The 24126-nt window shown below is 58.1% G+C and carries 19 protein-coding genes; 4 read left to right on the forward strand and 15 right to left on the reverse strand.

Annotated features, from left to right (window positions below):
- Position 1 precedes the first annotated feature (1 nt).
- From ORD17_RS01125 to ORD17_RS01145, 5 genes are all read right to left on the reverse strand, one after another.
- A complete protein-coding gene (locus ORD17_RS01125) occupies positions 2-994 on the reverse strand; it encodes an alpha-E domain-containing protein (protein ID WP_308389090.1) in 993 nt (330 codons plus the stop codon).
- Entirely contained in the window at positions 994-2442 is a 1449-nt protein-coding gene (locus tag ORD17_RS01130; protein ID WP_308389091.1) for a circularly permuted type 2 ATP-grasp protein, read from the reverse strand. The genes ORD17_RS01125 and ORD17_RS01130 overlap by 1 nt, the downstream gene beginning before the upstream one ends.
- Before the next feature lie 171 nt (positions 2443-2613).
- Complete coding sequence (locus ORD17_RS01135; RefSeq protein ID WP_308389092.1) at positions 2614-3354, reverse strand: peptidase; 741 nt, start codon at positions 3352-3354, stop codon at positions 2614-2616.
- Positions 3355-3480: 126 nt separating this feature from the next.
- Positions 3481-4653, reverse strand: coding sequence for an outer membrane beta-barrel protein (locus ORD17_RS01140; RefSeq protein WP_308389093.1), 1173 nt, complete (start codon positions 4651-4653; stop codon positions 3481-3483).
- Positions 4654-4850: 197 nt separating this feature from the next.
- Positions 4851-6134 carry an ammonium transporter gene (locus ORD17_RS01145; protein ID WP_308389094.1) on the reverse strand — a complete coding sequence of 428 codons (1284 nt, stop codon included), beginning with the start codon at positions 6132-6134 and terminating at the stop codon, positions 4851-4853.
- Positions 6135-6406: 272 nt separating this feature from the next.
- On the opposite strand from ORD17_RS01145, the gene htpG reads away from it, so the two are divergent.
- The gene (gene htpG, locus ORD17_RS01150) at positions 6407-8296 is read left to right on the forward strand and encodes a molecular chaperone HtpG (RefSeq protein ID WP_308389095.1); all 1890 of its coding nucleotides are present in this window, start codon (positions 6407-6409) and stop codon (positions 8294-8296) included.
- 102 nt (positions 8297-8398) lie between these two features.
- Here the strand turns inward: htpG and ORD17_RS01155 are convergent, their stop codons facing one another.
- The 10 genes from ORD17_RS01155 to ORD17_RS01200 are packed head-to-tail and all read right to left on the reverse strand — an operon-like array spanning position 8399 to position 19544.
- Positions 8399-11122: a bifunctional diguanylate cyclase/phosphodiesterase gene (locus ORD17_RS01155; protein ID WP_308389096.1), complete on the reverse strand. Its 2724-nt coding sequence runs from the start codon at positions 11120-11122 to the stop codon at positions 8399-8401.
- Positions 11112-12182, reverse strand: a complete 1071-nt coding sequence (locus ORD17_RS01160; protein ID WP_308389097.1) for a chemotaxis response regulator protein-glutamate methylesterase — start codon at positions 12180-12182, stop codon at positions 11112-11114. The genes ORD17_RS01155 and ORD17_RS01160 overlap by 11 nt, the downstream gene beginning before the upstream one ends.
- Positions 12179-12700 carry a chemotaxis protein CheD gene (locus ORD17_RS01165; protein ID WP_308389098.1) on the reverse strand — a complete coding sequence of 174 codons (522 nt, stop codon included), beginning with the start codon at positions 12698-12700 and terminating at the stop codon, positions 12179-12181. The genes ORD17_RS01160 and ORD17_RS01165 overlap by 4 nt, the downstream gene beginning before the upstream one ends.
- Entirely contained in the window at positions 12697-13515 is an 819-nt protein-coding gene (locus ORD17_RS01170; protein ID WP_308389099.1) for a protein-glutamate O-methyltransferase CheR, read from the reverse strand. Before ORD17_RS01170 ends, ORD17_RS01165 begins: the two co-directional genes overlap by 4 nt.
- A complete protein-coding gene (locus ORD17_RS01175; protein WP_308389100.1) occupies positions 13499-14038 on the reverse strand; it encodes a chemotaxis protein CheW in 540 nt (179 codons plus the stop codon). Before ORD17_RS01175 ends, ORD17_RS01170 begins: the two co-directional genes overlap by 17 nt.
- Before the next feature lie 10 nt (positions 14039-14048).
- The gene (locus tag ORD17_RS01180) at positions 14049-15686 is read right to left on the reverse strand and encodes a methyl-accepting chemotaxis protein (protein WP_308389101.1); all 1638 of its coding nucleotides are present in this window, start codon (positions 15684-15686) and stop codon (positions 14049-14051) included.
- Positions 15687-15697: 11 nt separating this feature from the next.
- Positions 15698-17896: a chemotaxis protein CheA gene (locus ORD17_RS01185; protein ID WP_308389102.1), complete on the reverse strand. Its 2199-nt coding sequence runs from the start codon at positions 17894-17896 to the stop codon at positions 15698-15700.
- On the reverse strand, positions 17893-18219 hold the full coding sequence (locus ORD17_RS01190; protein ID WP_308390115.1) for an STAS domain-containing protein: 327 nt from the start codon (positions 18217-18219) through the stop codon (positions 17893-17895). Before ORD17_RS01190 ends, ORD17_RS01185 begins: the two co-directional genes overlap by 4 nt.
- 2 nt (positions 18220-18221) lie before the next feature.
- On the reverse strand, positions 18222-18593 hold the full coding sequence (locus ORD17_RS01195) for a response regulator (RefSeq protein ID WP_308389103.1): 372 nt from the start codon (positions 18591-18593) through the stop codon (positions 18222-18224).
- 18 nt (positions 18594-18611) lie between these two features.
- Positions 18612-19544: a methyl-accepting chemotaxis protein gene (locus tag ORD17_RS01200; RefSeq protein WP_308389104.1), complete on the reverse strand. Its 933-nt coding sequence runs from the start codon at positions 19542-19544 to the stop codon at positions 18612-18614.
- 375 nt (positions 19545-19919) lie between these two features.
- On the opposite strand from ORD17_RS01200, the gene ORD17_RS01205 reads away from it, so the two are divergent.
- The 3 genes from ORD17_RS01205 to ORD17_RS01215 all read left to right on the forward strand — a co-directional run bounded on the left by ORD17_RS01205 (position 19920) and on the right by ORD17_RS01215 (position 23742).
- The gene (locus tag ORD17_RS01205) at positions 19920-21359 is read left to right on the forward strand and encodes a cytochrome ubiquinol oxidase subunit I (RefSeq protein WP_308389105.1); all 1440 of its coding nucleotides are present in this window, start codon (positions 19920-19922) and stop codon (positions 21357-21359) included.
- Positions 21360-21419: 60 nt separating this feature from the next.
- Entirely contained in the window at positions 21420-22511 is a 1092-nt protein-coding gene (locus tag ORD17_RS01210) for a cytochrome d ubiquinol oxidase subunit II (RefSeq protein ID WP_308389106.1), read from the forward strand.
- 496 nt (positions 22512-23007) lie between these two features.
- Complete coding sequence (locus ORD17_RS01215) at positions 23008-23742, forward strand: hypothetical protein (protein ID WP_308389107.1); 735 nt, start codon at positions 23008-23010, stop codon at positions 23740-23742.
- Positions 23743-24126 lie beyond the last annotated feature (384 nt).

Consider the following 24126-nt stretch of genomic DNA (forward strand, 5'->3'; position numbering starts at 1 on the left):
GCTAGGCTTGCAGTGCGATGCGTTGCGATGAGGGATGGGGATAAGGATCGTTCGCTTCGCGCACCCGGAAGTAGGCATTCTCGATGCTGTTATGCAATACCCCCAGATCCTTCTGTACCTGATCGAGGTACTCATGCAAGACCGCCGGCGTCAACTCTTTGATTTGCAGTTGATCGAGGCGGCGGCGGGTGCGGCGCAAGGCCTCTGCGGGCACGCCAGCATTGGGGAGATAGGCCAGTGCCAATTCCATATCCGCCAAGCAGCTGCGTAAACTACGCGGGCATTTGCTGTCGCGCAAGAGGAACTCGACCGCGCGGGTCGAACGCACCTGCACCCCAACGTGCTGCCGATACATTTCCAGTGCGCTCATGGCACGCAGCACGCCCACCCAAAGGCTCTGATAGACCGTCCGACGCACCCCCTGATCCTCCGGGGGAATCACCGCACTGACGACATCGACGATGCGCGATCCCATATCGGCACGCTCGATATTGCGCCCAAGCTTGATAAACTGGTACGCCGCATTCTGACTCATGCTGCCTACCAGCAGGCCCACCAGGGCATGCCGACGAGCGATGACGTTCTCGAGGAATTCGAGGCGTGCCCGCCGGTCTTCGGCAATATTCTCCTTCTCCAATCCGTCCTGCACATAGAGGAAGATGGAATTGATTCGCTCCCAGAATTCCCCGGGCAAGAGATCGCGAAAGGTACGACAATTCTCCCGCGCCTGATGCACACAGGATAGCAGGGAGCTGGGATTGCGACTGTCGGCGATCAGAAAACGCATGATCGCCTTTTCGCTCGGCTGGCCATAGTGCTGTTGAAAGCGCCGTGCTTCGCCGGTGATTTGCAGGAGGATGTCCCAGCCAAAGCGAGTCCCCAAAGGTAAATCGAGCAGCAGCAGGGTCGCAGAGTTGATGAAGCGCCCCAGGTCCTCGGCGCGTTCCAGATAACGGGCCATCCAGTACAGGTTTTCAGCTACACGCGAGAGCATCAGGCATCCTCCTCGACAATCCAAGTATCCTTACTGCCGCCTCCCTGGGAGCTGTTTACGACCAGGGATCCGGCATTCATGGCCACGCGGGTCAGCCCCCCGGTAGTCACATAGCTGTCCTTGGCCTGCAAAATGAAGGGCCGCAAATCCAGATGGCGCGGTTCCAGATGATCGCCAATCAGGGTGGGTGCAGTGGACAGAGACAGGGTGGGTTGGGCGATATAATTGCGAGGATCTTCGCGAATTCGTTCGGCAAAACGCTGCCGCTCCTCCTCAGAAGCACGCGGGCCAATGAGCATGCCATAGCCACCCGACTCGTTGGCGGGCTTGACCACCAATTCGTCGAGATGCGCGAGCACATATTCCCGATCCGCCTCCCGCATGCATAGGTACGTCGGGACATTGGGCAAGATCGGCTCTTCTTTCAGGTAATAGCGAATGAAATCGGGCACAAAGGCATAGACCACCTTGTCATCAGCAACCCCGGTTCCGGGGGCGTTGGCGATCGCTACGGTACCGCGCTTCCAGGCGCGCATCAGTCCTGGAATGCCAATGACGGAATCATCGCGAAACACCTCGGGATCGAGAAAATCATCGTCCACGCGACGGTAGATCACATCCACCTGCAATAGACCTGAAATGGTGCGCAGAAATACCCGATCTTCGCCATCGACCAGAAAGTCCGACCCCTCGGCCAGATAGGCGCCCATTTGCTGGGCGAGGTAGCTGTGCTCGAAGTAGGCAGAGTTGTAAATCCCGGGAGTCAGTACCGCGATCACCGGCTTGTCGCTCGGCCGGGGGCTGAGATCGGCAAGCATGCTCGCCAACTGCGCCGGGTAGTCATCTACGGGCAGGATCGAACACATCGCGAAAATCTCGGGGAAGAGCCGTTTCATGATCGCGCGGTTTTCCAGCATGTAGGAAACCCCCGAGGGCACGCGCAGGTTGTCTTCCAGCACATACACCGTGCCGTCCGCGTCACGCACCAGATCCGAGCCACAGATATTGGCCCAGGCGCCAAAGCGCGGGTGCACACCTTGGCAGGCAGTGCGGAAATTGCGCGAGCCTTCGAGAACTTCGCGTGGGAAAATCTTGTCGTCGAGCACCCGCTGTTCGTTGTAGATGTCATCGATGAAGTGGTTGAGGGCCCGGACACGCTGCCGCAGTCCAGCTTCAATCTGCGTCCACTCACGCGCCGACAGGGTTCGCGGCACGATGTCGAAAGGCCAGGAGCGATCGATATTGCCCGCCTCACTGTAGACGGTAAAAGTGATACCCATCGCACGAATGGCCGCATCTGCGGTCTCCTGACGTTGCCGCAGCGCCTCAGACCCAAGCCTTTCAAAGTGCTCGAGCAACGCCTTGGCGACGGCACGCGGCCTTCCCGCGGCGGTCAACAGCTCATCGTACGAACTTCCTTCCGGGTACGCATACAGTATCTTTTGCATCGCCTGACTCCCTTGCGGGCCCTGCTCCGTCGTGGGGATACCACCTTTGGATACCCCTCGAAATCATCTAGCAAGGGGCGTGCCGCTTACTTTCACAAGCTGCTGACCTGTGCATCTGCCGGAATGCACCAAACTAGCGCAATCACGCCGCCGCGGCCTGCGGTCGCTGCACTATGATGATGCACCATCCTCCCAGGGAAAACGGGGCAATTCCTCCAGAGCACGCGCCAAGCCGGCACTCCAGCCATCGGCAATGGCTTTGTAAAAGGGGTCGTCGTCGAGCAAGCTCAAACACTCCCCAAGCTGCAGGCTGTCCGTCCGGTAGATCCCCAGTTCAATGGGCGGACCAACGGTCAGATTACTGCGAATGGTCGAATTCATGGACACCAGGGCGCAACGGGCCGCCGCTTCAAGGGACAGGGCGGGTTGCACGACACGGTCCAGGATCGGCTTGCCGTATTTGATCTCGCCGATCTGCAAGAAAGGGTGGTCGGCCGACTCGTGGATGTAATTGCCCTGGGGGTAGATCAGATAGATGCCGGGGGCGTCGCCAGCAATCTGCCCGCCAAGAATAAAACTCGCCTCGAAGACCGTGTTGGCGGTATCCCGACCCGCCTGCACCCGCTGCACATCAGCGCTGAGCCAACCGACGTAATCCGCGGCAGCCGCCAAACTGGGTACCGACCAGAGGTTCTGCGCCGAAGGCGTCTCCAGATCCTGTCGCAGCCGCTGCACTACCACTTGGGTGGTGGCCAGATTCCCGGACGAGAGCAAACAGAAGAAGCGTTGCCCAGGCAGCACGAACTCGTGCATCTTGGAATAGGTATTGACATGATCGGTGCCGGCATTGGTCCGGGAATCGGAGCAAAACACCAAGCCGGCTTCGACATGGATGGCCAAGCAATAGGTCATCGAGCAGTCCTCTTCTGTCATGCGGTATATCTGGCCTGATTCTCGCGTAGTTGGCGCCGCTAGGGAAGCCCGAAAAAAGGAAAGGGCGCGGGATCCTCTCTCCGCGCCCGAGGGGTGGGCCGATCTCTAGAACATGAACCCGGTTTCGAGCATCCCGCGCACCTGACTCTGATTCAGACCACTTTTGCCAAAAATCCCCGTGTCTGCCGCCATACTGGCATTTACGTAAGCGAGCTCAGCACGGGCAAAGAAGCCCCCCTGCTGATAGGTGGGCGTGACGGTGAGCGACCAGGCGTGGGAGCCAGGCCCAAAGCCCGTCAGGTTGGCGGATCCATCGGTCGCTGTGCCCGAGTTGCTGATGTACTCCACCCGTCCTGCCAGGGACACGGTGTCCGTAAAGCTATAGTCGGCCAGTACCGCAGCGCCGATGGTGCTGGTGGTTTTTGAACCGGCATGCAGGGCCGCAATGGCAGAACCCGGCACTTGCGAGAACTGCACGTAGCCAGTCAGACCAAGCTTGTCACCAGCATAAGTATAACCGAGGTCGTAAATTTTCTGATTATTCTGTAATGGTGCAGTTGCCAATGGTTCATGAACGTAGTAGGTATGACCCAAATTTCCATCCGCCTGAACGAACACACTGTTTTTCGCATTGATGGCAAAAGCAAGAAGACCGCTCAACCAATTGAACCGGTTGGAGTAAAACCCATCATTCCAAGAGACGGCGGCCGTGATCGGCCCACTCTTGTAATTCAACTGAACACCCTTGACAATGGCGTTTTCCTGCCCCCACAAAAGTCCTCTCTGGATATTCCAGTTTTGGTAGCTGAAGGTGTATTCATCGCCCGTTAGGGTATACAATTTGCCGATCTGGATGTTGAATTCGTCGCTGGGAGAAAACTGAAGATAGGCTATCGGCAAGGCCCCAAAGCTGCCATTCACATAACTTCCTGTTGAAGCAAAAGGACTACCAAGCGTGATAATATTATACGCTCCAGCTTGTACCAAAAATTGAATTAGTCCGCTATTTTTAGACACGATGACCATGCCATTGCTGATATCCGCCGAAGCGTTCTTGTTCGCGGGTGTTCCGGACCCAGCGAAGGCATTGTCCTGCCACATACCATAGGCACTCGCCACGCCTTGCGCGTTGAGCGTCCCCAATGGCCCTGCCGAAAAATGCAGGGGAGCCGGCAGGCTCAGTGGCGCTGCCTGGGCTTCCTCGCCAGCGAGGATACCACTCAGCGCCAACGCGAAGAGGGGAAGGGGTTTTTTCACAGAAAAATTCTTGCTGTTCATTGTATACGCTCCAAATACGAGATTGTGGTGTTGCGCAAGAGTCTAGGCAGAAATCGTGCCCGAAAATTCTGACGAAATTTGGCATTTGCCGTAGGCTATTTGCACCTTTTTAGGGCATAAAGCCCAATAACGCGCACCAGTTTGGGCGATGGCCTCGCGATCGACGCCGAGGCCATGCTTAGATCAGTCGACGATTGTCACATGTAGATTTGCTCGCCGTGCTGGGTGACGTCTAAACCTTCGCGCTCAGCTTCTTCACTTACCCGCAGGCCAACGACCCAGTCGATGATCTTCAGGAGAATCCAACTGACCACCGCATCGTAGCCTATGGTGATGCCCACGCCAGTTGCCTGCGTCCACAACTGGTGGAGATTGCCTTCGAGAACGCCCGCCGTGCCACCAATGGCTGCGACCGCGAAGACTCCAGTCAATAGGGCGCCGATGATCCCGCCCACCGCATGGACACCAAAGGCATCCAGCGAATCATCGTAGTTGAGCCAGTTCTTGACGTAGACCGAGGCCCAGAAGCAACCCACACCCGCGGCAATGCCAATCCACAGCGAACCCATGGGGCCGACAAAGCCGGAGGCCGGGGTGATCGCCACCAAGCCGGCGACCGCACCGGAGCTCATGCCCAGTACCGTCGGCTTGCCGCGCGCCCACCACTCCACAAACATCCAGGCCAGAGCAGCAGCAGCTGTCGCAATCTGCGTTACCGCCATGGCCATACCCGCACGGTCACTGGCAGCTACTGCCGAGCCGGCGTTGAAGCCAAACCAGCCAACCCAAAGCATCGCCGCGCCCATCAGGGTGAAGAGCAGGTTGGCGGGGTGCATGTTGTCGTGTTTGTAACCCACGCGCTTGCCAATCATCAGGGCGGCCACCAGGCCAGCGATACCGGCGTTGATGTGCACCACGGTGCCACCGGCATAATCGAGCACGCCGTCGCTCCCCAACCAACCGCCAGGCCCCCAAACCATGTGGGCGATGGGCGCGTAGACCAGCAGCGACCACAGGCCGGTAAAGCACAGCAGCGCCGAGAATTTCATGCGCTCGGCAAAGGCACCAACAATGAGCGCGGGGGTGATGATGGCGAAGGTCATCTGAAAGGTCATATAGACCGATTCCGGGATGGTCGGTGCCAGCGCATTCACGCTATCCAGGCCGAGGCCGTGCAGGAAAAAGCGGCTGGTGCCACCAATAAAGGCATTGCCGGGCGTGAAGGCCAGAGAATACCCGAAGAACATCCACAGTACGGAAACGAGCGCGGTCACCGCAAAGCTTTGCGCCGCAGTGGCAAGAATGTTTTTGCGTCGCACCATGCCACCGTAAAACAGCGCCAGACCGGGAATCGTCATCAACAACACCAAGGCGGTCGAGGTCAGCATCCAGGCGGTATCGCCTCCCTTGAAGGGGGTGGCCGTATCGGCCATGGCCCAGGGACTGGCGAGAAAACTGACTGAGGCAGCAAGTGACGCCACCCCAAGGCTCCCTTTCGTATCATATACGCTCCTTAGACTATCTATTTGATTGTAAGGTCAAATCGTCCCCAAAATGGACGATTTCCCTTGAGCAAAAAGCGGGCCATATTATCCAAGACGGAAAAACAAAGGGTTAGAAACTTCCTTCTTCCTGCTTGCACCAAGACAGTGCATCAGCAGCCCTGCACCCTTACCCTTGATTTTTTCGCAAGGCATCCCAATCTTCGCCGGCGAAGGCCAGTATGGCGTAGGGTGAAATTTCAGGAGAAGACATGGCAGCACCAAAAGAAACGATGCAGTTCCAGACCGAAGTCAATCAGCTTCTACAACTGATGATTCACTCGCTCTATTCCAATAAGGAGATCTTCCTCCGCGAGTTGCTCTCCAATGCCTCCGACGCCTGTGACAAGCTCCGCTTTGAGGCCTTGTCCGATCCGGCACTACTGGAAGGGAGCGGCGACCTGCGGGTAGACGTAGACTTCGATCCAGAAGCCCACACCATCACCATCCGCGACAATGGCATCGGCATGAGTCGCGACGAAGTCATCGCCAACATCGGTACCATCGCCAAGTCTGGTACCCGGGAGTTCTTCCAGCGCCTCAGCGGCGATCAGGCAAAGGATGCGCAACTCATCGGGCAGTTTGGCGTCGGCTTCTATTCCGCTTTCATCGTCGCCGAGCGCGTCACCCTGAATACCCGCCGCGCCGGCATGGAGCCCCAGCATGGGGTACGCTGGGAATCCGATGGTACCGGCGTCTACACTCTGGAAACGGTCGAGCTGCCGGCCCGCGGTACGGAAATCATTCTCCACATCCGCGAAGACGAGCGCACGGACCTACTCAACTCCTGGCGCCTGCGCTCCATCATTAGCAAATACTCGGACCACATTCCCCTACCCATCCGTATGCGCAAGCTCGGCGAGGACGGCAAGCCGAGCGAAGAATGGGAAACCGTCAACAAGGCTTCGGCCCTCTGGCAGCGCCCCAAGTCCGAGATCAGCGAGGAGGAGTACAAGGAATTCTACCAACACGTCAGCCACGATTTTGGCGAGCCCCTAGCTTGGGTGCACAATCGCGTCGAGGGTAGGCTGGAATACACTTCCCTCTTATACATCCCGAGCAAGGCGCCCTTCGATCTCTGGGACCAGAAGCAAACGCATGGCATCAAACTCTATGTGCAGCGCGTCTTCATCATGGACGACGCCGAGCAGCTCCTGCCGCGTTACCTGCGCTTCGTGCGCGGCGTGATCGACTCCAGCGATTTGCCCCTGAACGTTTCCCGGGAAATTCTGCAGGGTAATCGCAGCATCGAACAGATGCGCTCCGGGGCCACCAAACGCATTTTGGGGCTGCTGGAGGAGATCGCCGAAAAAGATCCAGAAAAATATCAGAAGTTCTGGAACGAATTCGGGCGAGTATTGAAAGAGGGCCCAGGCGAGGACTTCAGCAACCGCGAGCAGATCGCCAAACTCCTGCGCTTTGCCAGCACTCATAGCGATACCGAGGCGCAAAACGTCTCTCTGGCCGAGTATGTCGGACGGATGAAGGAAGGGCAGGACAAGATCTACTACATCACTGCCGATTCCTTCCTCGCCGCCAAGAATAGCCCACAACTCGAAGTCCTACGTAAGAAAGGCATCGAAGTTCTGCTCCTCAGCGACCGAGTAGATGAGTGGCTCACCAGCCACCTGCACGAATTCGAGGGCAAATCCCTAGTTTCTGCCGCCAAGGGTGACCTGGATCTCGGCGCCATCGAAAGCGAAGAGGAAAAGAAAGCGCAGGAAGAAAGCGAGAAGGCCGCCGAGGGATTGGTCGAGCGGATCAAGACCGCCCTGGGGGACCGCGTCGAGGCGGTGCGGGTTTCTCATCGTCTTACCAGCTCTCCCTCCTGCATCGTCCTCGGCGAGCGCGACATGGCGCTCTACATGCAACAACTACTCAAGCAGGCCGGGCACGAGCTACCCAGCAGTAAGCCGACCCTGGAGATCAATCCTCAGCACCCCATGCTGGCGCGCATCGAAAAGGAGACGGATGAAACCCGCTTTGGCGAATGGTCTGCGCTCCTCCTCGATCAGGCGATTCTGGCGGAAGGCGGACAGCTGGAGGATCCCGCGAGCTTTGTCGCACGCCTGAACCAGCTCATGCTCGCCTTGGCAGACTGAAGCATCCCCAATGCGCCTCGTAGCGGCCCCGGGTGGGGCCGTTGTCATTTTGCGGCCCGCATTCGCGCCACAGCCAGAGGCGGCCAGGACTGTCTTGCGTTGTCACACCTTCCGTGGGGATAACAGTCGCTGTTGCTCCCAAAGAATGTCCAGATCGCGCAGCGCGACTGGCGGGCTGCCGTGGAGCAGGGTCGGCATCAGCCAGTGGTACCAGGTGAAGAAGGCCGATTCTGGCAAGGGTGGCGCGAGGAGATAGCCCTGGAGATAGCGCCCACCCATGGCATGCCAGAGGCGCAACTCTTCGGGGGCGGCAATGCCCTCAGCCACCAGACGTATGCCGGTCAGGCGACTGAGCAACTGGGCGGCACCAGCGACACTGAAGTTTGCAAGCTCATGGCGAAATTGGCGAATGAACCTCTGGTCCAGCTTGAGCTCGTCGAAGGGGAGCTGAGCGACAGAAAGCAGAGAAGAATATCCGGTCCCGAAATCGTCCATGGACAATTGATAGCCCAGTTCCCGGCAACGCTCCATGACCGGACGAATGGGACCTCGTCCCAAAATGCCACTGGTCTCGGTCAGCTCTAGGACCAGTCCCTCGCCGTCGGGACAAATTTCCCGAAGATCATCAATGAATTCCGGAGCCAGAAAGTGGCGCGCACCGATGTTCAGAGAGATGGACCAATCCCGCAAACCGTAGCGGTCCACTTCCTGGCGCAGCCGACAGGCCTCGCTCAGGGCATGGCGACCCAAGATACGGATCAGGCGCGGGTTCTCCTCCACATAGGGCATAAACTTCCCCGGCCCAAGCCAGCCGCCCTCGGGTTTGCGCCAGCGGACCAGCATTTCGCAACCGTTAACGCGATGCTGCAGAAGATCACCCTTGGGTTGCAGGAAGAAGGCCAGCTCGCCACCCTCGATGGCGCCCTCGAAGTAACGATGCACGTGCAAACGACGGGCGGCACGATTACGGACGAAACCTTCATACTCCCGCCAAGTGTTGCGCCCATCCAGTTTCGCTTGCGCGAGAGCCTCGCTGGCTTGATGGAAGAGCTCTGAAACCGGCGCGACATTCTCAGAACTTTGCGCCCAACCCAGAGAAGCGGTCAGGTGGCTGCCCAGAACCTGTTGTCCTGCCCTGGTGATAGCTGCGGCGATTTGACGGCTGGCAGCGGCAGGCGTCTGGGCGGCGTCGAGCAGTATGGCAAATTCATCTCCACCAATGCGGCCGAGAAGAGCTTCCGCAGGCAGGGCCTGCCGGATTTCCCTGGCGATTTCCTCGAGGCAGCGATCGGTCTCGGTATCCCCGTGAACGGTGTTTAGCTCGTTGAAATAATCAAGATCAAGAACGGCTAACCAGCCCGTTTTCCTATTGGCTAACGCCTGCTCGGCAAGCCGCAGGAAGTGCTGACGATTGGGCAGATTGGTCAGTGAATCGAAGTGTAGGAGACGGTACTGCTCTTCCGCTTCGAGCTTGGAGCGAGCAAAGCGCTCCAGATCATTGGCAATCTGATCCCAACGCTCCACCAGTTCCTTCCCGAAAAGTCGTTGTTGCAAGCGCGGGATTTCCAGAACGAAAACGCCAAGCGGCGGTCGTTTTGGTCCTTGTAATAGCGGCCAGACGATCACCTCGCGCAGTCCGCGCAGGGCGGGATACTGCTCGCAGACCTGGGCCCAGACGCCGGAGATGTGGGGGCTGTGGCGATCCACGCGTTGCCGGCGCAAAAAGGCCAGAACCGGGAAAACCCGTCCCCAGGGCGCGATGCTCTCGTCCAGGGGCAGGGGCAGTTGGCGGATGGCGTCGCGCAACGAGGCGTTGGCCCCGCAGACGGCGATTAGGCGCAGGGCGCGCTGCTCCTCATCGGCCAAGGCCACGTAGGCCAGGTGGGCATGGGTCGCATGCACACTCAGCTCCACCAGGCGTCGGAAGAGTTCTGGCGGGGCTGCCTCGGCGAGCATCTGGCTGCGCAACTGTTCCTGCACCCAGCGGAAACGCAGGCTCATGTCGCGCCGGTAAAGCCAGAATAAGAGCAAGAGAGCACCGACGAGTTCGAGGACGACAAGGGTACCGGCGCTCCACCAAATGCGGCGTAGGGTGGCCTGGGTCGTAGCGGGAATGGCACTGTTCCAGAAGACACGCAGGGTCCACGGGGTGTCGCTCACTGCCAAGGCAGAGCTTCGCCATCCGGGTAGGGACTGTGCCGGTCCCCAGAAGCCACGCCGCCAGGTAGCCAGCGCTGTCCCGCCGTCGTAGAGGGAGAAGACGAAATCGTTGGACGAGGGCGGACCACGAAAGAGTAACTGAGCGCTACAGGCCCGGGCGTTCTGGAGATTCTGCACCCGGAGTGGGATCCCCAGGAAGCCATCGCCGCGCGGGAATGGCTGGTCGAGCTCGCAGACCACGTCGGGGCGCAGGCCAGAGCCTCGCGGCACGCAATCCTTCAGGGTGGCATGGAGCGGCTTGCCCAGACCTGCGCACGCGGAGTCATGCAGGTAGGGGCTTGCATGTTGTTGCAGGCGTAAGGCCGCCACTTGGGCTGCTGGGTCCAGGCTACTGGGGGTGATCAACGCACGGGCATGGACCTGGAGCATCACTCCCAACAGATCGCTCATGCGGTTGAGATTGTCCTTGGCGCGCTGCTCGATGTGGGCGGCGGTCTCTCGGCGTATGGTGGATTGCCACTGCCAAGCAAACAGTATCGTGGTAATGACGAGGAGCAGCGAGAGAGCCATCGCGGCGCCGTATACCAGCAGGCTACGCCGCAAGAATGGATCGCCGTGACTACTGATATCCAACTCGAGCGAACGAGGTTCAGGGTCATCGCGCATGGGCCCCTCCGGTCAGCTCCTGCAAACGGTGGGGGATTCGCTCCAGGGGAAGGATTTCATCGACGCCGCCGAGGCGAATCGCCTCCTTGGGCATACCGAACACCACGCAGCTCTCCTCGTCCTGCGCCAGGGTTCGCGCGCCCGCCTGATGCATGGCCGCAAGCCCTTGCGCACCGTCGTCGCCCATACCGGTCATGATCACGCCCCAGGCGTTACGCCCGGCCACCTCGGCCACCGAGCGAAAAAGAACATCTACCGAAGGCCGGTGGTGCTTCACCAGCGGAGCGTCGAAGACCTGTACGATAAATTGAGCACCAGAACGGGCCAAACGCATATGTTTCCCACCCGGAGCGATGAGTGCCCTGCCGCTCAGCACCCGGTCGCCATCCATTGCCTCGCGTACCTCGAGGGTGCTGATCGAGTTCAGCCGCGCAGCAAAGGCGGCAGTGAATTTTTCTGGCATATGCTGGACGATCACCAGGCCCGGCAGCGTGGCGGGGAGTCGCTGCAAGACAAATTCCAAAGCCTGGGTGCCGCCGGTACTGGTACCCATAGCGATGACTTTTTCCGTGCTGCGCTGGGCAAGCAGTTGCAAGCCAGAACTTAGCGCGGCTTTGGCGGGGGTGGCTGGCGCGCCAGCTTGCGGCAGTGCTCGCACCCGCGCCCGTGCCGCGGTTTTGACCGCCTGAATGATCGCCGGCGCGTCCTTCTGCAAAAATTCCCGCACGCCGGACTGCGGCTTGGTAATGATCTGCACGGCGCCGGCGGCTAGAGCATCAACGGCGAATTGGCTGCCCGACTCGGCCAGACTCGAACAGATGAGTACCGGGAGAGGATGCTCGGCCATGATCTTGCGTAGAAAGCTGATGCCGTCCATGCGCGGCATCTCGATATCGACGATCAGGACATCAGGCCACTGGCCCTGAATGCGCTGCCAGGCAAAGAGAGGATCCTGAGCCGTTCCCTGCACCTCAATGTTGGGATCTTTGGCAAGGGCCGCCTGCAGTATCTGCCGGACCACGGCGGAGTCATCCACAATAAAAACGCGGATGGGATTCACGAGGATTTCCGCCAGATCTGGGCACCATTGCCGACAAAACGCAACTGCACCTCCCCCGAATGGAGATGAAAAGAGAGGTTGCGATGACCCTCGCCACCAACATGCACGCCCTGCAGATCGAAACCGGCATCGCGCACAAGCGTGCTGGCGGCGCGGATATTGCGACAGGGGACATCGGTGCATGGGTCGTCGCCAGCCATTGAGTCCTTGTTCGAATACCTGCCGAGCATGTTGCCGCCACCAAAAATCTTGCAGTGAAAGTCGCCTGCCCGCCTTCCCTGCTGCTGCAACGCGTGCAGCAGGGCAGCAATGGCCTCTTCCCCATAACGGCCATCCAGGCGACCGTCCGAGGTACCAAAACGGCGCGGCAGAAGAAAATGGCACATGCCTCCCATGTGCGTCTGTGGGTGCCATAGTGTCACGGCGATACAGGAGCCCAACAAAGTGCGCAGCACCAGATCTGGGCCGCCGAAGTACCAATCCCCAGGCTGCAGAAAGATCTCTCGGTGTGCATTCATCGCTTGCGATAGATGGCAGCCTGCACCATGTCCAGCCCACCGATCATGCCTTGCAGGCTTTCCGAATGCCCCACCAGAAAATAGCCGCCCGGTCGAAGTTTTTGTAACAACTTTTGACAAACCGCTACCTTTGTCTCGGTATCAAAGTAAATAAGAACGTTCCGCAACCAGATCATATCGAAATCGTCCCCGCCGCCCAGCGCGGTAATTAGATTGATTTGCTGAAATTGCACGCGCTGCCGTAGAGCTGCATCAATTTGTAGAGTTCCCTCCCGCGCGCCGATGCCTTTGAGACAGAAGCGTTGCAGATAGGGACGCGGGATTTTCTCGGCCCGGGCGAGGGGATATTGGCCACTACGGGCACTCTGTAGGATGCTCTGACTGATATCTGAGCCGAGAACCTCCCAAGGCCGCTGGCCGCGCCTTTCCGCCAGTACCATGGCAATACTGTAAGGCTCTTCCCCCGAGGAGCAGGCAGCGCTCCAGATACGTACTTTCTGTTGGGAGTGAAATTCTGGGATCGCTACCTCGCTCAAAAAGGCAAAATGCTTGGGTTCGCGAAAAAAATAGGTTTCGTTGGTGGTGAGAAGATCGACGGCCAGCTGGCGCTCTGCGGTATCCCGGGAGAGATGCTGCAGGTAGGCAGAAAAACTGGGCAGGTTGAGTGCCCGAAGCCGCTTTCCCAGACGCCCGGCCAGCATGGCCTGCTTTCCCGGCCCCAAAGTGATACCGGCCTGAGAAAACAGAAACTGCTGCAATCTTTGATATTCCTGGAGGGTGGGAGTGACACCCGAAGAATTAGCCGGTTTGGTCATCCGTTTCGATTTCCGTGCCACGAAGGGCTACCAATTGCGCCATTTCTTCGATGGATAGCACTTTTTTTATTTCTAACAGCACAATGAATCGACCCTCTATTTTTCCCATTCCATGCAAAAAATCGGTGCGCAGTCCCGTGCCGAATTGTGGAGGTACCTCAATTTGCTGGGCAGAGAACTCGATGACTTCATTGACCGCGTCAACAACCACACCGAGACGCTGGCGTTGCTCATCTTCTACAAAATCCAGAATAATGATGCAGCTGCGCTTATAAATGGTGGTTGGCTTGCGACCGAAACGGCGTGCCATATCGATGACTGGCACCACCTGCCCACGCAAATTGATGACGCCAAGCACGAAATTCGGCATCATCGGGACCGGCGTTGGCGCCACGTAGGCAATGATTTCGCGCACTACCGTAATGTCCAGACCGAAGGCCTCTTCTTGCAGCTGCACAATCAAAAACTGTCCGGCGCTGCTGCTTGTCGCTGACTCGCTGGTGGTAGCGGGGATCTGTGCCATCTTGCCCTCCTCAGAAGCGCACGAATTCTTCGGACGCTGCCATGCTTGGCGTACCCTTGGGCATATGAGCGACGCTGTGCTCGGTCGCTGCCCCTTTGGTGGACTTGCGACCCTGGCGCTGCGCCTCGTTTCCCAGACGGAACCGCGCCATGAGTTCTTGCAATTGTCCTGCCTGCCCGCTCATCTCTTCGGCAGTCGCCGCCAACTCCTCGGAAGCCGAGGCGTTTTGCTGCGTCACCTGATTCAACTGCCCGACGGCCACATTGATCTGATCGATGCCAGCGGCCTGCTCACTGGACGCCGCGTTGATTTCCTGTACCAGATCGGAGGTTTTGGCAATGGCGGGTACCAGAGCTTCCAGGGCCTGGCCGGCATTTTCAGCAACCTTGAGGCTGCCGCTGGCCAGAGATCCAATTTCCTGGGCTGCGACCTGACTACGTTCCGCCAGCTTGCGCACCTCGGCGGCGACCACGGCAAAGCCCTTGCCGTGTTCCCCTGCCCGCGCCGCTTCGATGGCGGCATTGAGCGCTAGCATATTGGTCTGATAGGCGATGTCGTCAACGATACCAATCCGCTCGGCGATGTCCTTCATCGCCTGCAGGGTCTGACTGACCGCCTCGCCGCCTCTTTGCGCCTCTCTTGCCGCGCCGGTGGCGATATCATCGGTGATCCGCGCATTCTCGGCATTCTGTTTGATGGAGGCGGCAGCCTGCTCCAGGGTGGCAGAGGTTTCTTCGACACTGGCGGCCTGTTCAGAGGCTGCCTGAGACAAAGACTGAGAAGTGGCGCTGACTTCTTCCGAGGCACTCGATAGATTGTCGGCAGCGCCGCGCACCTCACCAATGATCTGAGTCAGGTTTTGCACCATGGCCTGCATGGCGCTCATCAGGCGTCCCGTTTCGTCCTTGCCCCGCACCTCTACCTGCACGCTCAGATCCCCCTCGGCCACACGCTCCGAAACGTTTACTGCTTCCAGCAGCGGACGGGTGATGGAGCGCGACAGCCCCCAGGCAATCAGAATGCTGGCGATGATGGCCAGCACGGCGATGACCACGGTAACGGTACTGACCATCTCGGCGTCAGCTTCTCCCGCTTTTCGCTTGGCCTCCAGGGTGCTCGCTGCATGGCTGCGTAGCTCATGATTGACGGTGTATAGATGCCGCTCTACGGGACTGACCTGGGTGTTGAAGAAATCATTGGCTGTACTGATCGCCTGGTTTTCCGTCTTGGGATTCTTGGCGGCGGCGAGGAGCAATTGCAGGTACTGCTGCTCCGCATGGTAAAAGGTATCGTAGGTGGCCTGAGATTCGCGCAGGCTCGCGCGTGCCTCCGGACTGATCAGATTCTTTTCCAGATCCGGGTAAAATGGTTGGATCTGCTTGTCGATCTGGGCGATCTGGGCAGATGCCTGCGCCGCCTGCGAGGGCAAGCCATAGGCCAGATTGAAGTCGGCCCTCATCCGCCCCACATGCAGCATGATAGAATTGATTTTGTCCACGTTGGTGGCGACGGTTCCGGTAACGGTGTTCAGATCGCCCTTGAGCCGCTGTGCACCCCACCATCCGGTAGCACCGACAGCTATCAGAAAAATGATCAAGAGTGCGAAGGCAAGGCTGAGCCGCACACCAATACGCAGATTTGCAAACATCGTTGGATCTCCTATGAAGAACTGGTCGGCTGGGCCGTGCGGCTGGACCGGGTGTGGTGTTGAAGTAAATGGGCAATATCAAGGATCGGAGCGAGCTCACCGTTACCCAGAATGGTAGCTGCCGAAATGCCGGGCAAGGATTCGAAGAGGCGTCCGAGGGGTTTGATCACCGTTTGCTGGTTGCCGAGGATGGCCCCGACCAGCACCCCGATGCGCTCGGATCCCTGCCCGACGACAATGACGTTGCGTCGGCTCGAAACAGATCGTTCTACCTGGAACATCGCGGCAAGATCGAGCAGTGGCAGGGGCTGACCGCGTAATTGCAGATATCCAGTCGCTTCGACTTGCGGGTACTCGACACATTCCTCGACGGCATCCGAGGGGATCACGAAGAGCCCCTTGCCAATCCGCACCACAAAGCCATCGATGATGGACAGGGTGAGCGGCAGGCGAATGCGGATGGTGGTACCCTGGCCGGGCTGGCTCTCGATGTCGATGCCTCCGCGGATGGACTCGATGTTCTGCTTGACTACGTCCATACCCACGCCCCGTCCGGAGATATCGCTGATTTTCTCGGCAGTGGAAAATCCCGGCGCGAAGATCAGAGAAAATACCTCGGTATCGCTTAGTTTCTGGTCTTCCTGCACCAGCCCCTTCTCGATCGCTTTGCGCAGGATTTTGTCGCGTTGCAGGCCAGCGCCATCATCCTGGACCTCGATAAGGATGCCGCTGGCATCGTGGCGCGCCTGCAGCAGGATGCGTCCCTGCGGATCCTTGCCCGACGCCTGCCGGATTGCCGCAGACTCAATGCCATGATCCATGGCGTTGCGTACCAGATGCATCAGCGGATCGACGATTTTCTCCGCCATGCTCTTGTCGAGCTCCGTCTGCTCCCCACGAATCTCCAAACGAATATCCTTACTCAGCTGCTTGGCGGTATCGCGCACCACGCGGGGAAAGCGCTGGAAGATTTCATTCACTTCAATCATGCGCAAATGCAGGGCACGATCGCGGATTTCTTCGACCAGGCGTGCGACTTGCACCGCCGCCTCCACCCTGAGTTCACGATCTTCTTCCTGGGCACGCAGACGATTACTGGCACTGGCAATGACCAGTTCGCCCACCAGATCAACCAATTGATCGAGCTCCTCGGCGTGGATGCGCAGCATCTGACGCTGGCCGCGTTGCTGCTGTTGTTTGGCGAGGGCGCCTTGCACCAAAGGTTCCGGGACCATCTGCGCAGCCACTAGGATTTCACCCAGGGGATGATGCTCGCCGCTATGTTTTTCCTCTTCCTGTTGCTGCCCGAGGGCCTGCTGCAGCTCCTCTGGAGTTAATGAGCCGATAGCAACCAGGATTTCACCAATGCGCTGATCCGCTTCCGGCAAGGACTCGATCATCCGCAAATAGTCCGGAAGTTGATCATGGCTGGGCAAGATGTGGAGCGTGCAACTGTCTTTGACAAAGTCGAAGACGGCGACAATTTCCGCTTTGCTGGCGGCACTGGCAAATGCGATCTCAAAACCCAGATAGCAACTTTCGGGATCCAGCGCAGAAAGCTTTGGTAGCTGATCGGTCAAGGTGACCAGGCCCAAAATCTCTCCCATCTGCCGCAAGTACTGCAGAAAGGACAACGGGTCCATGCCGTCACGAAAGGTATCAACGCCAAAGCGCAGAGAAATGTGCCAGCCGGCACGGTGGGGCTTGCGCGGCTGATCCGGCGCAGCAGGCTTATATGCCCGTTGCACCACGGGTGGCGCAGGGTGATCGCTTGCCAGTCCTGGCAATATGCCCTCTGCTTGGCGTCGCTGCACTGCCTCCAGGGCCTCGAGAAGACGCACGTCCTCGGCGAGAAAATCGGGCTGAAAGGCGTCTGCGCCCTGCAGCATGACAAGATACGCCCCGAGATGATCAGCGCAGGCGAGCAGCAAAGGCACCATCTGTTCGGCATCGAAGGCCTGCTGCCCGGCACGAATACGGTCCAGCAAGTTTTCCAGGCGATGGGTGAAACGCACCAATGGATCCAGCCCAAAGAGTCCGGCAGAGCCTTTGATGGTATGCGCGGCCCGAAACAGGGCATTCAGTTGCTCAGCCTCCAGGCCATGGGTTTCCACACCGAGCAGGATCTGCTCCATCTCCTGGAGCAGGTCGCGACTTTCCTCAAAAAAGGTCTCCATGGCGCCCTGGAGCGCGGGATCGATATCCATCATCTTGCCTGCTCACGCTGCAATAGAATCGGGTCGCCAAAAAAGGTCGAAAGCCGACAAAGTTCCATGGCCTCGACGACTGCAGGAGAGTGGTTACTCAGGGATAATTGGCAACCTTGTTCGCTGGCACTCCGCTTCAGGGCAAGGAGCAATTGCAAACCGGCACCATCGATTTCCTCGACCTGGCGCAGATCAATCTCCAGGGTGTGAGCAGACGCCAAACAGGAGAGCAGACGCCCACGCAACTCGGCAACGGCGTAGATATCTAGATTCCCCTGCAGCTCAAGCTGCAGTTTTTCGCCTTGCCGTTGTTCGCGGATTTCCATGCTCAAGGCAACACCAGCTTGGCGACGGCCGCCAGCAACTGCTGTGGCTGAAAAGGTTTCACCACCCAGGCCTTGGCACCTGCGGCGCGGCCCTCCTGCTTCATCTCGTCGCCGCTTTCCGTGGTCAGCATGATGACCGGCGTAAACTTGTAGTTGGGTAATTGTTTGATATTTTTCAGAAACGTAATCCCATCCATGTTGGGCATATTGACGTCGCTGATGATCAGATGAACGCGAGCGGCGGCCTGCAGCTGGGCGAGACCCTGCACACCATCACCAGCCTCCAGCACCTCGTATCCCGCCCCTTCCAGAGCGATACGCACCACCTGTCGCAAAGAGGCCGAGTCGTCCACTATCAAAATCGTTTTTGCCATTGCGCTATCCCTGTGGGTTCAAAAAAAGGTGATATCTTCGCCACTGCCAGCGGTCGCCACCCCCTCGTTGCGGTGGGCAGCCCGCTCTTCGGCCGTGCTGTAGCGGTCCTCCATGGATCGCAACCAGCCCTGGACGCTCTGTAGGTTTTCTCGGGGGTGCAGATGCCGCGGCAATTCTGCCAGTCCTTCTTCAACGTGTTGCAGAATCTGATTGACGCGATCATGGAATTGCAGAGTGACCAGGAGCTGATCCATATCCTCAGCGATTTGCTCTCCCTCCAGTTGCAGCCTGGCCTGGGAGGCGCAGAGCTCTTCGGTCATTTGCTCGACGCGACCCAGAGCATTGCGCGTAGATTCCCGCGCGTTTTTCAGAAAACTCCTTTCCGCCTCGATGGATTTTCCCGCCGCCGCGACGACCTGGCGGATGACCTTGACGACTTCTTTGACATTTTCGGCCATCGCCACACTGCTTTCCTTGGAACGAGAGGAAAGCTTGCGTACCTCGTCGGCCACCACCGCAAAGCCGCGCCCCTGCTCACCCGCGCGGGCCGCCTCGATGGCCGCATTGAGGGCCAGGAGCGTGGTCTGTGCAGCAATCTCCCCCACCTCTCGCGCCATTTGTTCCAGGACATTGACCTGCTGCATGAGCGCAGAGATGGTCGCCTGATTAGACTCGTGTTGCTGCACCGAGGCTTCGATATGGCGCAGGATCATCTGCAATTCGGTTTCGGTTTCGCGAAAGCGCTGTGTCGCTTCCGCGGCGCCCTCTTTGCCGGATGTACTCTGCGAAGAAAGAACCGCCTCACTCAAGCGACGGTGGAGGCTCGTGAAACGACCGACGATATCGGTGACGGCTTGCTCCAACTGTTCCCGGCTGAGGGCGAGCTGCCGGGCCAGGATGCTGGTCACCGTCCCGAGCACTTCATCGCTGCTTTCCATTGCCTCGTGCATAACCATCCTGCTGATCAAGTCTATCTATGACCGAGTAACGGCACAGCACACGAAAACTTGAGTGGCCACTCCGCCCCCACGATCCGCAAAAGGGAGGTAGTAGAATTTCAGGAAATTGCAAGATGCCAATCTTCCTACGGACGGGGGCAAGGTCTTCGACATCTACGGTGCAAATGCACCAGAAAGGTTGATATAAACCAAGGGGAATGGGTGATTTTAACCAGCGCGAAGGTAGCCCCCTGGGATTATTACATATAACTATATATTTTTATTAGAAGATAGTTTAGTTTTTTTGTCAGGTACAGACAATGCTTATAGACCCACAGCCAATCAGGCTTGCCGCGATTTCTATCGCTTACAACATAAGGGGTTTTCATGATTATCGAGAATACACTCCCGATCATGCTCAGCCGCTTGGACTTTGCCTTCATCACGTCCATGCACATCCTGTGGACGCCGGTGACCATCGGTATGTCTTGGTTGCTCTTCTTTCTGGAAGTGGCTTGGCTGCGCTCAGGGAACGAAAAGTGGTACCGCTTGCAACGCTTCTTCGAAAAGCTTTTCATCGTCAACTTTGGCGCCGGGGTGGCTACCGGGGTCACCATGGAGATGGCTTTCGGCATTCTCTACGGGCCCTTCTCCCAGGCCGTCGGTCCGTTCTTTGGCAACATCCTGGGCTTTGAAACCATTACCGCCTTCATGTACGAGGCGGGCTTCATTGGCCTGATGATCTTTGGCTGGGGTAAGATCGGCAAGGGGATGCACCTGTTTTCCACCTTCAATGTGGCGCTGTCTTCCAGTCTCTCGGCGATGTGGATCCTGGTCGCCAACGGCTGGATGCAATCACCCAGAGGGATCGTGCTAAAAGATGGTCTTTTTCAGGTGACCAACTGGTGGCATGCGATCTTCAATCCCAACTTCGATATTGGCTTTCCGCACATGTGGATTGCTACTGTGGAGCTGTCGCTCTTCTTCTTTGCTGCGGTTTCTGCTTGGTTCATCCTCAAGAACCGGCATGCAGATCTTTTCACCACTCTGCTCAAGCCAACGCTCCTGGCGCTGGTGGTAATTACTCCCCTGCAGATCTTCATTGGCGATGAATTGGGGCGGGAAGTAGCTGCGGATCAGCCTACCTCTCTGGCCGCGATGGAAGGGCATTACCATACTTATCTGCCGGACGGGCGGGTGAACTCGGGCTGGCATATCATTGCCTTTCCCAATGCAGAAAACGATGGCAACGTTTTTGCCATCACCATCCCACATGTTTTGAGTCTGCTGGAAACCCACACCTTGAACGGCAAAGTAGCGGGAATGGATCAGTTCGCGCCCAATGATCGGCCGGATGTCTGGGTGCCGTTCTATGCCTTCCGGATCATGGTCGCAATTGGCTTCTTTCTGTTTTTCATGGCCTTGTGGGGCAACTGGCTACGCATCCGTGGGGAACTGACGGCAGACCGACTCCGCCGGCATCCCCGTTTCCTGCGCTTGCTGGTCTTTAGCGGTTTTCTGCCTTACCTGGCGGTATGGACGGGTTGGTGGACGCGGGAAATTGGCCGTCAACCCTGGGTGGTCTATGGCCTGATGCGGACCTGGCAAGGCGTGAGTCATATGGGAGTATCTGCCGAGGCCCTTTGGTTCATTGGCTATATTGTCTTTGAATTCATGGTCTGGGGCGGAGCCTGGTACTTCTTCAGCCGCATCATCCAGAAGGGACCGGACTTGCACAGCCCGGTGGTGGGCTCCGAGCCCTCGGAATCCTCCGGCGGCGGCATGGCCCAGGCAAGTTTTGCCAAGCCCACCCTGAACAAGCTCTGAACCAGCCTGTAGGAGGCAGACCCTGATGGACTGCCTCGCTTTTGCGAAAGGACAACGATCATGGATTATCTAAGCGATATTCTGCGCATCCACAGTGCGCTAAGCACCTTTTGGTGGATTCTTCTGGGACTGTTTTTCATCATTTATATCGTACTGGACGGTGCCGATCTGGGTGCCGGCGTCTTCTCTCTTCTGTTTCTGCGGGACGAAAATGATCGCGCGGCGATCATGTCCTCCATGGCGGGAACCTGGGATGCCAATGAAACCTGGCTGGTGGTGGCCGGTGGGGTCATCTTCGGCGCCTTCCCTCTGGTTTACGGCTCTACCTTCAACTACCTGATGATTCCCCTGATGTTTGCTCTGTGGGGCATCATCTCGCGCGCGGTGGCCTTCGAGTTTCATGTCCATGCCAAAGGCTCGAAAAAATTTTGGGGAACCCTCTTCGGCCTCGGCAGTCTGGTGGCTGCGTTCTTTGCCGGCGTGGCCCTGGGCGCGACCTTGCTGGGCTTTCCCATGGCCAAAGAGAATGCGCAAGGCATCCAGGCGGCCAATGACCCTTTTGTCAACACGGTACCGCATTTTGCTGGCAATGCGCTGAGCTTTCTGAGTCCCTTCAGCATCTGGACGGGCATTGCTGCAGTCATTGCCGGGGGCCTGGCAGGAACCCTGTTCCTCTGCGCCCGGTTCAAGCAAGACGATCCGATCTATAAGAAGGCCCACCACTGGGCGACGATCTTCTCGTTTCTGGCCCTGGCGGCGGTCGTCATCACCCTGATCTGGTCCTATGCCATCATGCCGGATGCCGCTAAATGGACGGGCGGTGGTTGGTTCGGCTGGCTGGTCCTGTTGCTGGCCATCCTGGTCTCGGCCTACAAGATGATGACGGCGCATGCCGCTCATCGGGATTTCCCGGCCCTGCTCTGGTGCGGCGCCATCGTGGTCTTGATGTGGGGCGGGATGTGGGCGACCAACTTCCCGTATATTGTCCCCAACACCTGGACCATCACCGCAGGCGGAAATCCGGCCAACGATCTGGCCATCCTAACCCTGTTCATGACCGGTTTCGTGCCCGTCATGATCATGTATAACGCCTACCAGATTTGGGTCTTCCGCCATCGGATTACCCATCTAGCGGGCTACGAGAGTCACTGACCCGCAAAACCCAACCCTGGGTATTCCGAGCAATACCCAGGGAAATGCATTCTTCCTCACCATTCCACGGCGGCGGCTCGTTCCGGGAATGAGCCTGCAAAGAAACAAGCCGCAGGTCGATGCAGAGCCAATCCAAGACAGATCCCCGGTTGTTTCCGTTTGACGACAGATAGGCAACATGGATTAGTCCATGGCAGGCAATTGAGTTCTGTAAATTGCATATCTGGGTGGCAATGAGCTGTAGCCGATCTGAAACAGTCCCCGGTATCGCAGCCGCTGTAATGCGGCCCATCCATGCTGGCACGCTTTGTGTATTGACCCCGATCACGGCAAGTCGCGCGTCCAGCACTCTCCGTTCGAAGAGGCAAACGGTTGTGATCTGCCTCGACACAGAGTTTTACCGGGCCTGAGTTGACGGGAAGTCCGAAGCCCATAACTTCAGATAGAGCCATCTTTTGAGAGATTTTACGACATGATCCTGCATCGGAATCGACGCATGCAAGCCCTCCTTCGGAGTGCAACAGCACTGAGTTTGTACGGCTCACTTTTGAGTATCCCACTTCGGGCTCAGGAACTGTCTCCAACACAGGGGCTGGGTACGCCCCCATCAAGCGAAGCGCCAGCGGTGCTCCCAGAAAGATTGCGGGCCGGAATTGCAAATTTCCTGAAAACCCCTTTCCATTTTCGGATTCGCGTCACGAGCACGATATTACCCGCAGAAATCACCGGCTGGGGGGCTGTGGATCCGCTCAACAAAGAAAGTGAAGCGACTGCAACCACCGAATTTTTTGCCGGTATTTCGGCAACGGCGAGCAGCCTGACCATCGGAGATCAGGTATGGTATCGAAGCTCCCCTCCCGGCGGTGGCTACCGGAAAGGGGTTATCCCAGTACAAATCCCGCAGTCCATTCCCTGGCAGAAAATCCAGCCCTACCTGACAGATGTCGTCGAGCTACCAGGCCAATCCATACTCGGTGCTCCAACGACAGCTTTTCATTTCACCGTCAATGGAAAGGGGCTGCTTGATCTCAACGAAGCAGGTGCGTCGTTGCCGATCGGATCGATAAGCGCGGCCAGCGGCACGATCTATCTGTCCACCACTGCGCCTTACTATCCACTGCGGGCCGTTTTGCAGGAAACGGTTGCGAAGGGCGGCTATCAATATACGTTGACAGAAGTCATAAACTACGAGAACTGGGGCGCCAAAATTCATCTCTCGCCGCCCGCCTAGGATTCACCTACGAGTACCCTTCTCGGTAATGCAGAAATGGGCCACTCCCTCGGGCGCGGCGGCGCTGCGTGAGCTGGAACGCGCGCGCAACGGCGGAAAATTCATTCCACTGACCAAGATCAATACCCCCTAGCGAGGGCTGTCGATACGCTTCACGCTCTCGCCTTGCGCAAAGTGAGGTTGATGCGCCGGACGCCAAGCGAGGGATGTTCCCCAGCCTTTACCGGCGCGATGCCGTGATAGCGGAGACGGGTCGAAGCGTCCCAAAACGACCACATCGCGGTGTTCTAGCAGAGCCGGTGAGACGGGCTCCGTGCGGCGGCGGCTGTCCTGGAGAGATCCATGCATCGGAGCGCCAATTTTACTCTTCTGAATTTATGGGTA

Source organism: Acidithiobacillus sp. AMEEHan (genome assembly GCF_030996345.1).
In the GTDB taxonomy this organism is placed as follows: domain Bacteria; phylum Pseudomonadota; class Gammaproteobacteria; order Acidithiobacillales; family Acidithiobacillaceae; genus Igneacidithiobacillus.

What these genes read in the sequence shown, in the direction of transcription:
- ORD17_RS01125 (WP_308389090.1), bottom strand. Translation starts at nt 994, where the DNA reads ATGCTCTCGCGTGTAGCTGAAAACCTGTACTGGATGGCCCGTTATCTG.
- ORD17_RS01130 (WP_308389091.1), bottom strand. Translation starts at nt 2,442, where the DNA reads ATGCAAAAGATACTGTATGCGTACCCGGAAGGAAGTTCGTACGATGAG.
- ORD17_RS01135 (WP_308389092.1), bottom strand. Translation starts at nt 3,354, where the DNA reads ATGACCTATTGCTTGGCCATCCATGTCGAAGCCGGCTTGGTGTTTTGC.
- ORD17_RS01140 (WP_308389093.1), bottom strand. Translation starts at nt 4,653, where the DNA reads ATGAACAGCAAGAATTTTTCTGTGAAAAAACCCCTTCCCCTCTTCGCG.
- htpG (WP_308389095.1), top strand. Translation starts at nt 6,407, where the DNA reads ATGGCAGCACCAAAAGAAACGATGCAGTTCCAGACCGAAGTCAATCAG.
- ORD17_RS01155 (WP_308389096.1), bottom strand. Translation starts at nt 11,122, where the DNA reads ATGCGCGATGACCCTGAACCTCGTTCGCTCGAGTTGGATATCAGTAGT.
- ORD17_RS01165 (WP_308389098.1), bottom strand. Translation starts at nt 12,700, where the DNA reads ATGAATGCACACCGAGAGATCTTTCTGCAGCCTGGGGATTGGTACTTC.
- ORD17_RS01170 (WP_308389099.1), bottom strand. Translation starts at nt 13,515, where the DNA reads ATGACCAAACCGGCTAATTCTTCGGGTGTCACTCCCACCCTCCAGGAA.
- ORD17_RS01175 (WP_308389100.1), bottom strand. Translation starts at nt 14,038, where the DNA reads ATGGCACAGATCCCCGCTACCACCAGCGAGTCAGCGACAAGCAGCAGC.
- ORD17_RS01180 (WP_308389101.1), bottom strand. Translation starts at nt 15,686, where the DNA reads ATGTTTGCAAATCTGCGTATTGGTGTGCGGCTCAGCCTTGCCTTCGCA.
- ORD17_RS01185 (WP_308389102.1), bottom strand. Translation starts at nt 17,896, where the DNA reads ATGATGGATATCGATCCCGCGCTCCAGGGCGCCATGGAGACCTTTTTT.
- ORD17_RS01190 (WP_308390115.1), bottom strand. Translation starts at nt 18,219, where the DNA reads ATGGAAATCCGCGAACAACGGCAAGGCGAAAAACTGCAGCTTGAGCTG.
- ORD17_RS01195 (WP_308389103.1), bottom strand. Translation starts at nt 18,593, where the DNA reads ATGGCAAAAACGATTTTGATAGTGGACGACTCGGCCTCTTTGCGACAG.
- ORD17_RS01200 (WP_308389104.1), bottom strand. Translation starts at nt 19,544, where the DNA reads ATGCACGAGGCAATGGAAAGCAGCGATGAAGTGCTCGGGACGGTGACC.
- ORD17_RS01205 (WP_308389105.1), top strand. Translation starts at nt 19,920, where the DNA reads ATGATTATCGAGAATACACTCCCGATCATGCTCAGCCGCTTGGACTTT.
- ORD17_RS01210 (WP_308389106.1), top strand. Translation starts at nt 21,420, where the DNA reads ATGGATTATCTAAGCGATATTCTGCGCATCCACAGTGCGCTAAGCACC.
- ORD17_RS01215 (WP_308389107.1), top strand. Translation starts at nt 23,008, where the DNA reads ATGCAAGCCCTCCTTCGGAGTGCAACAGCACTGAGTTTGTACGGCTCA.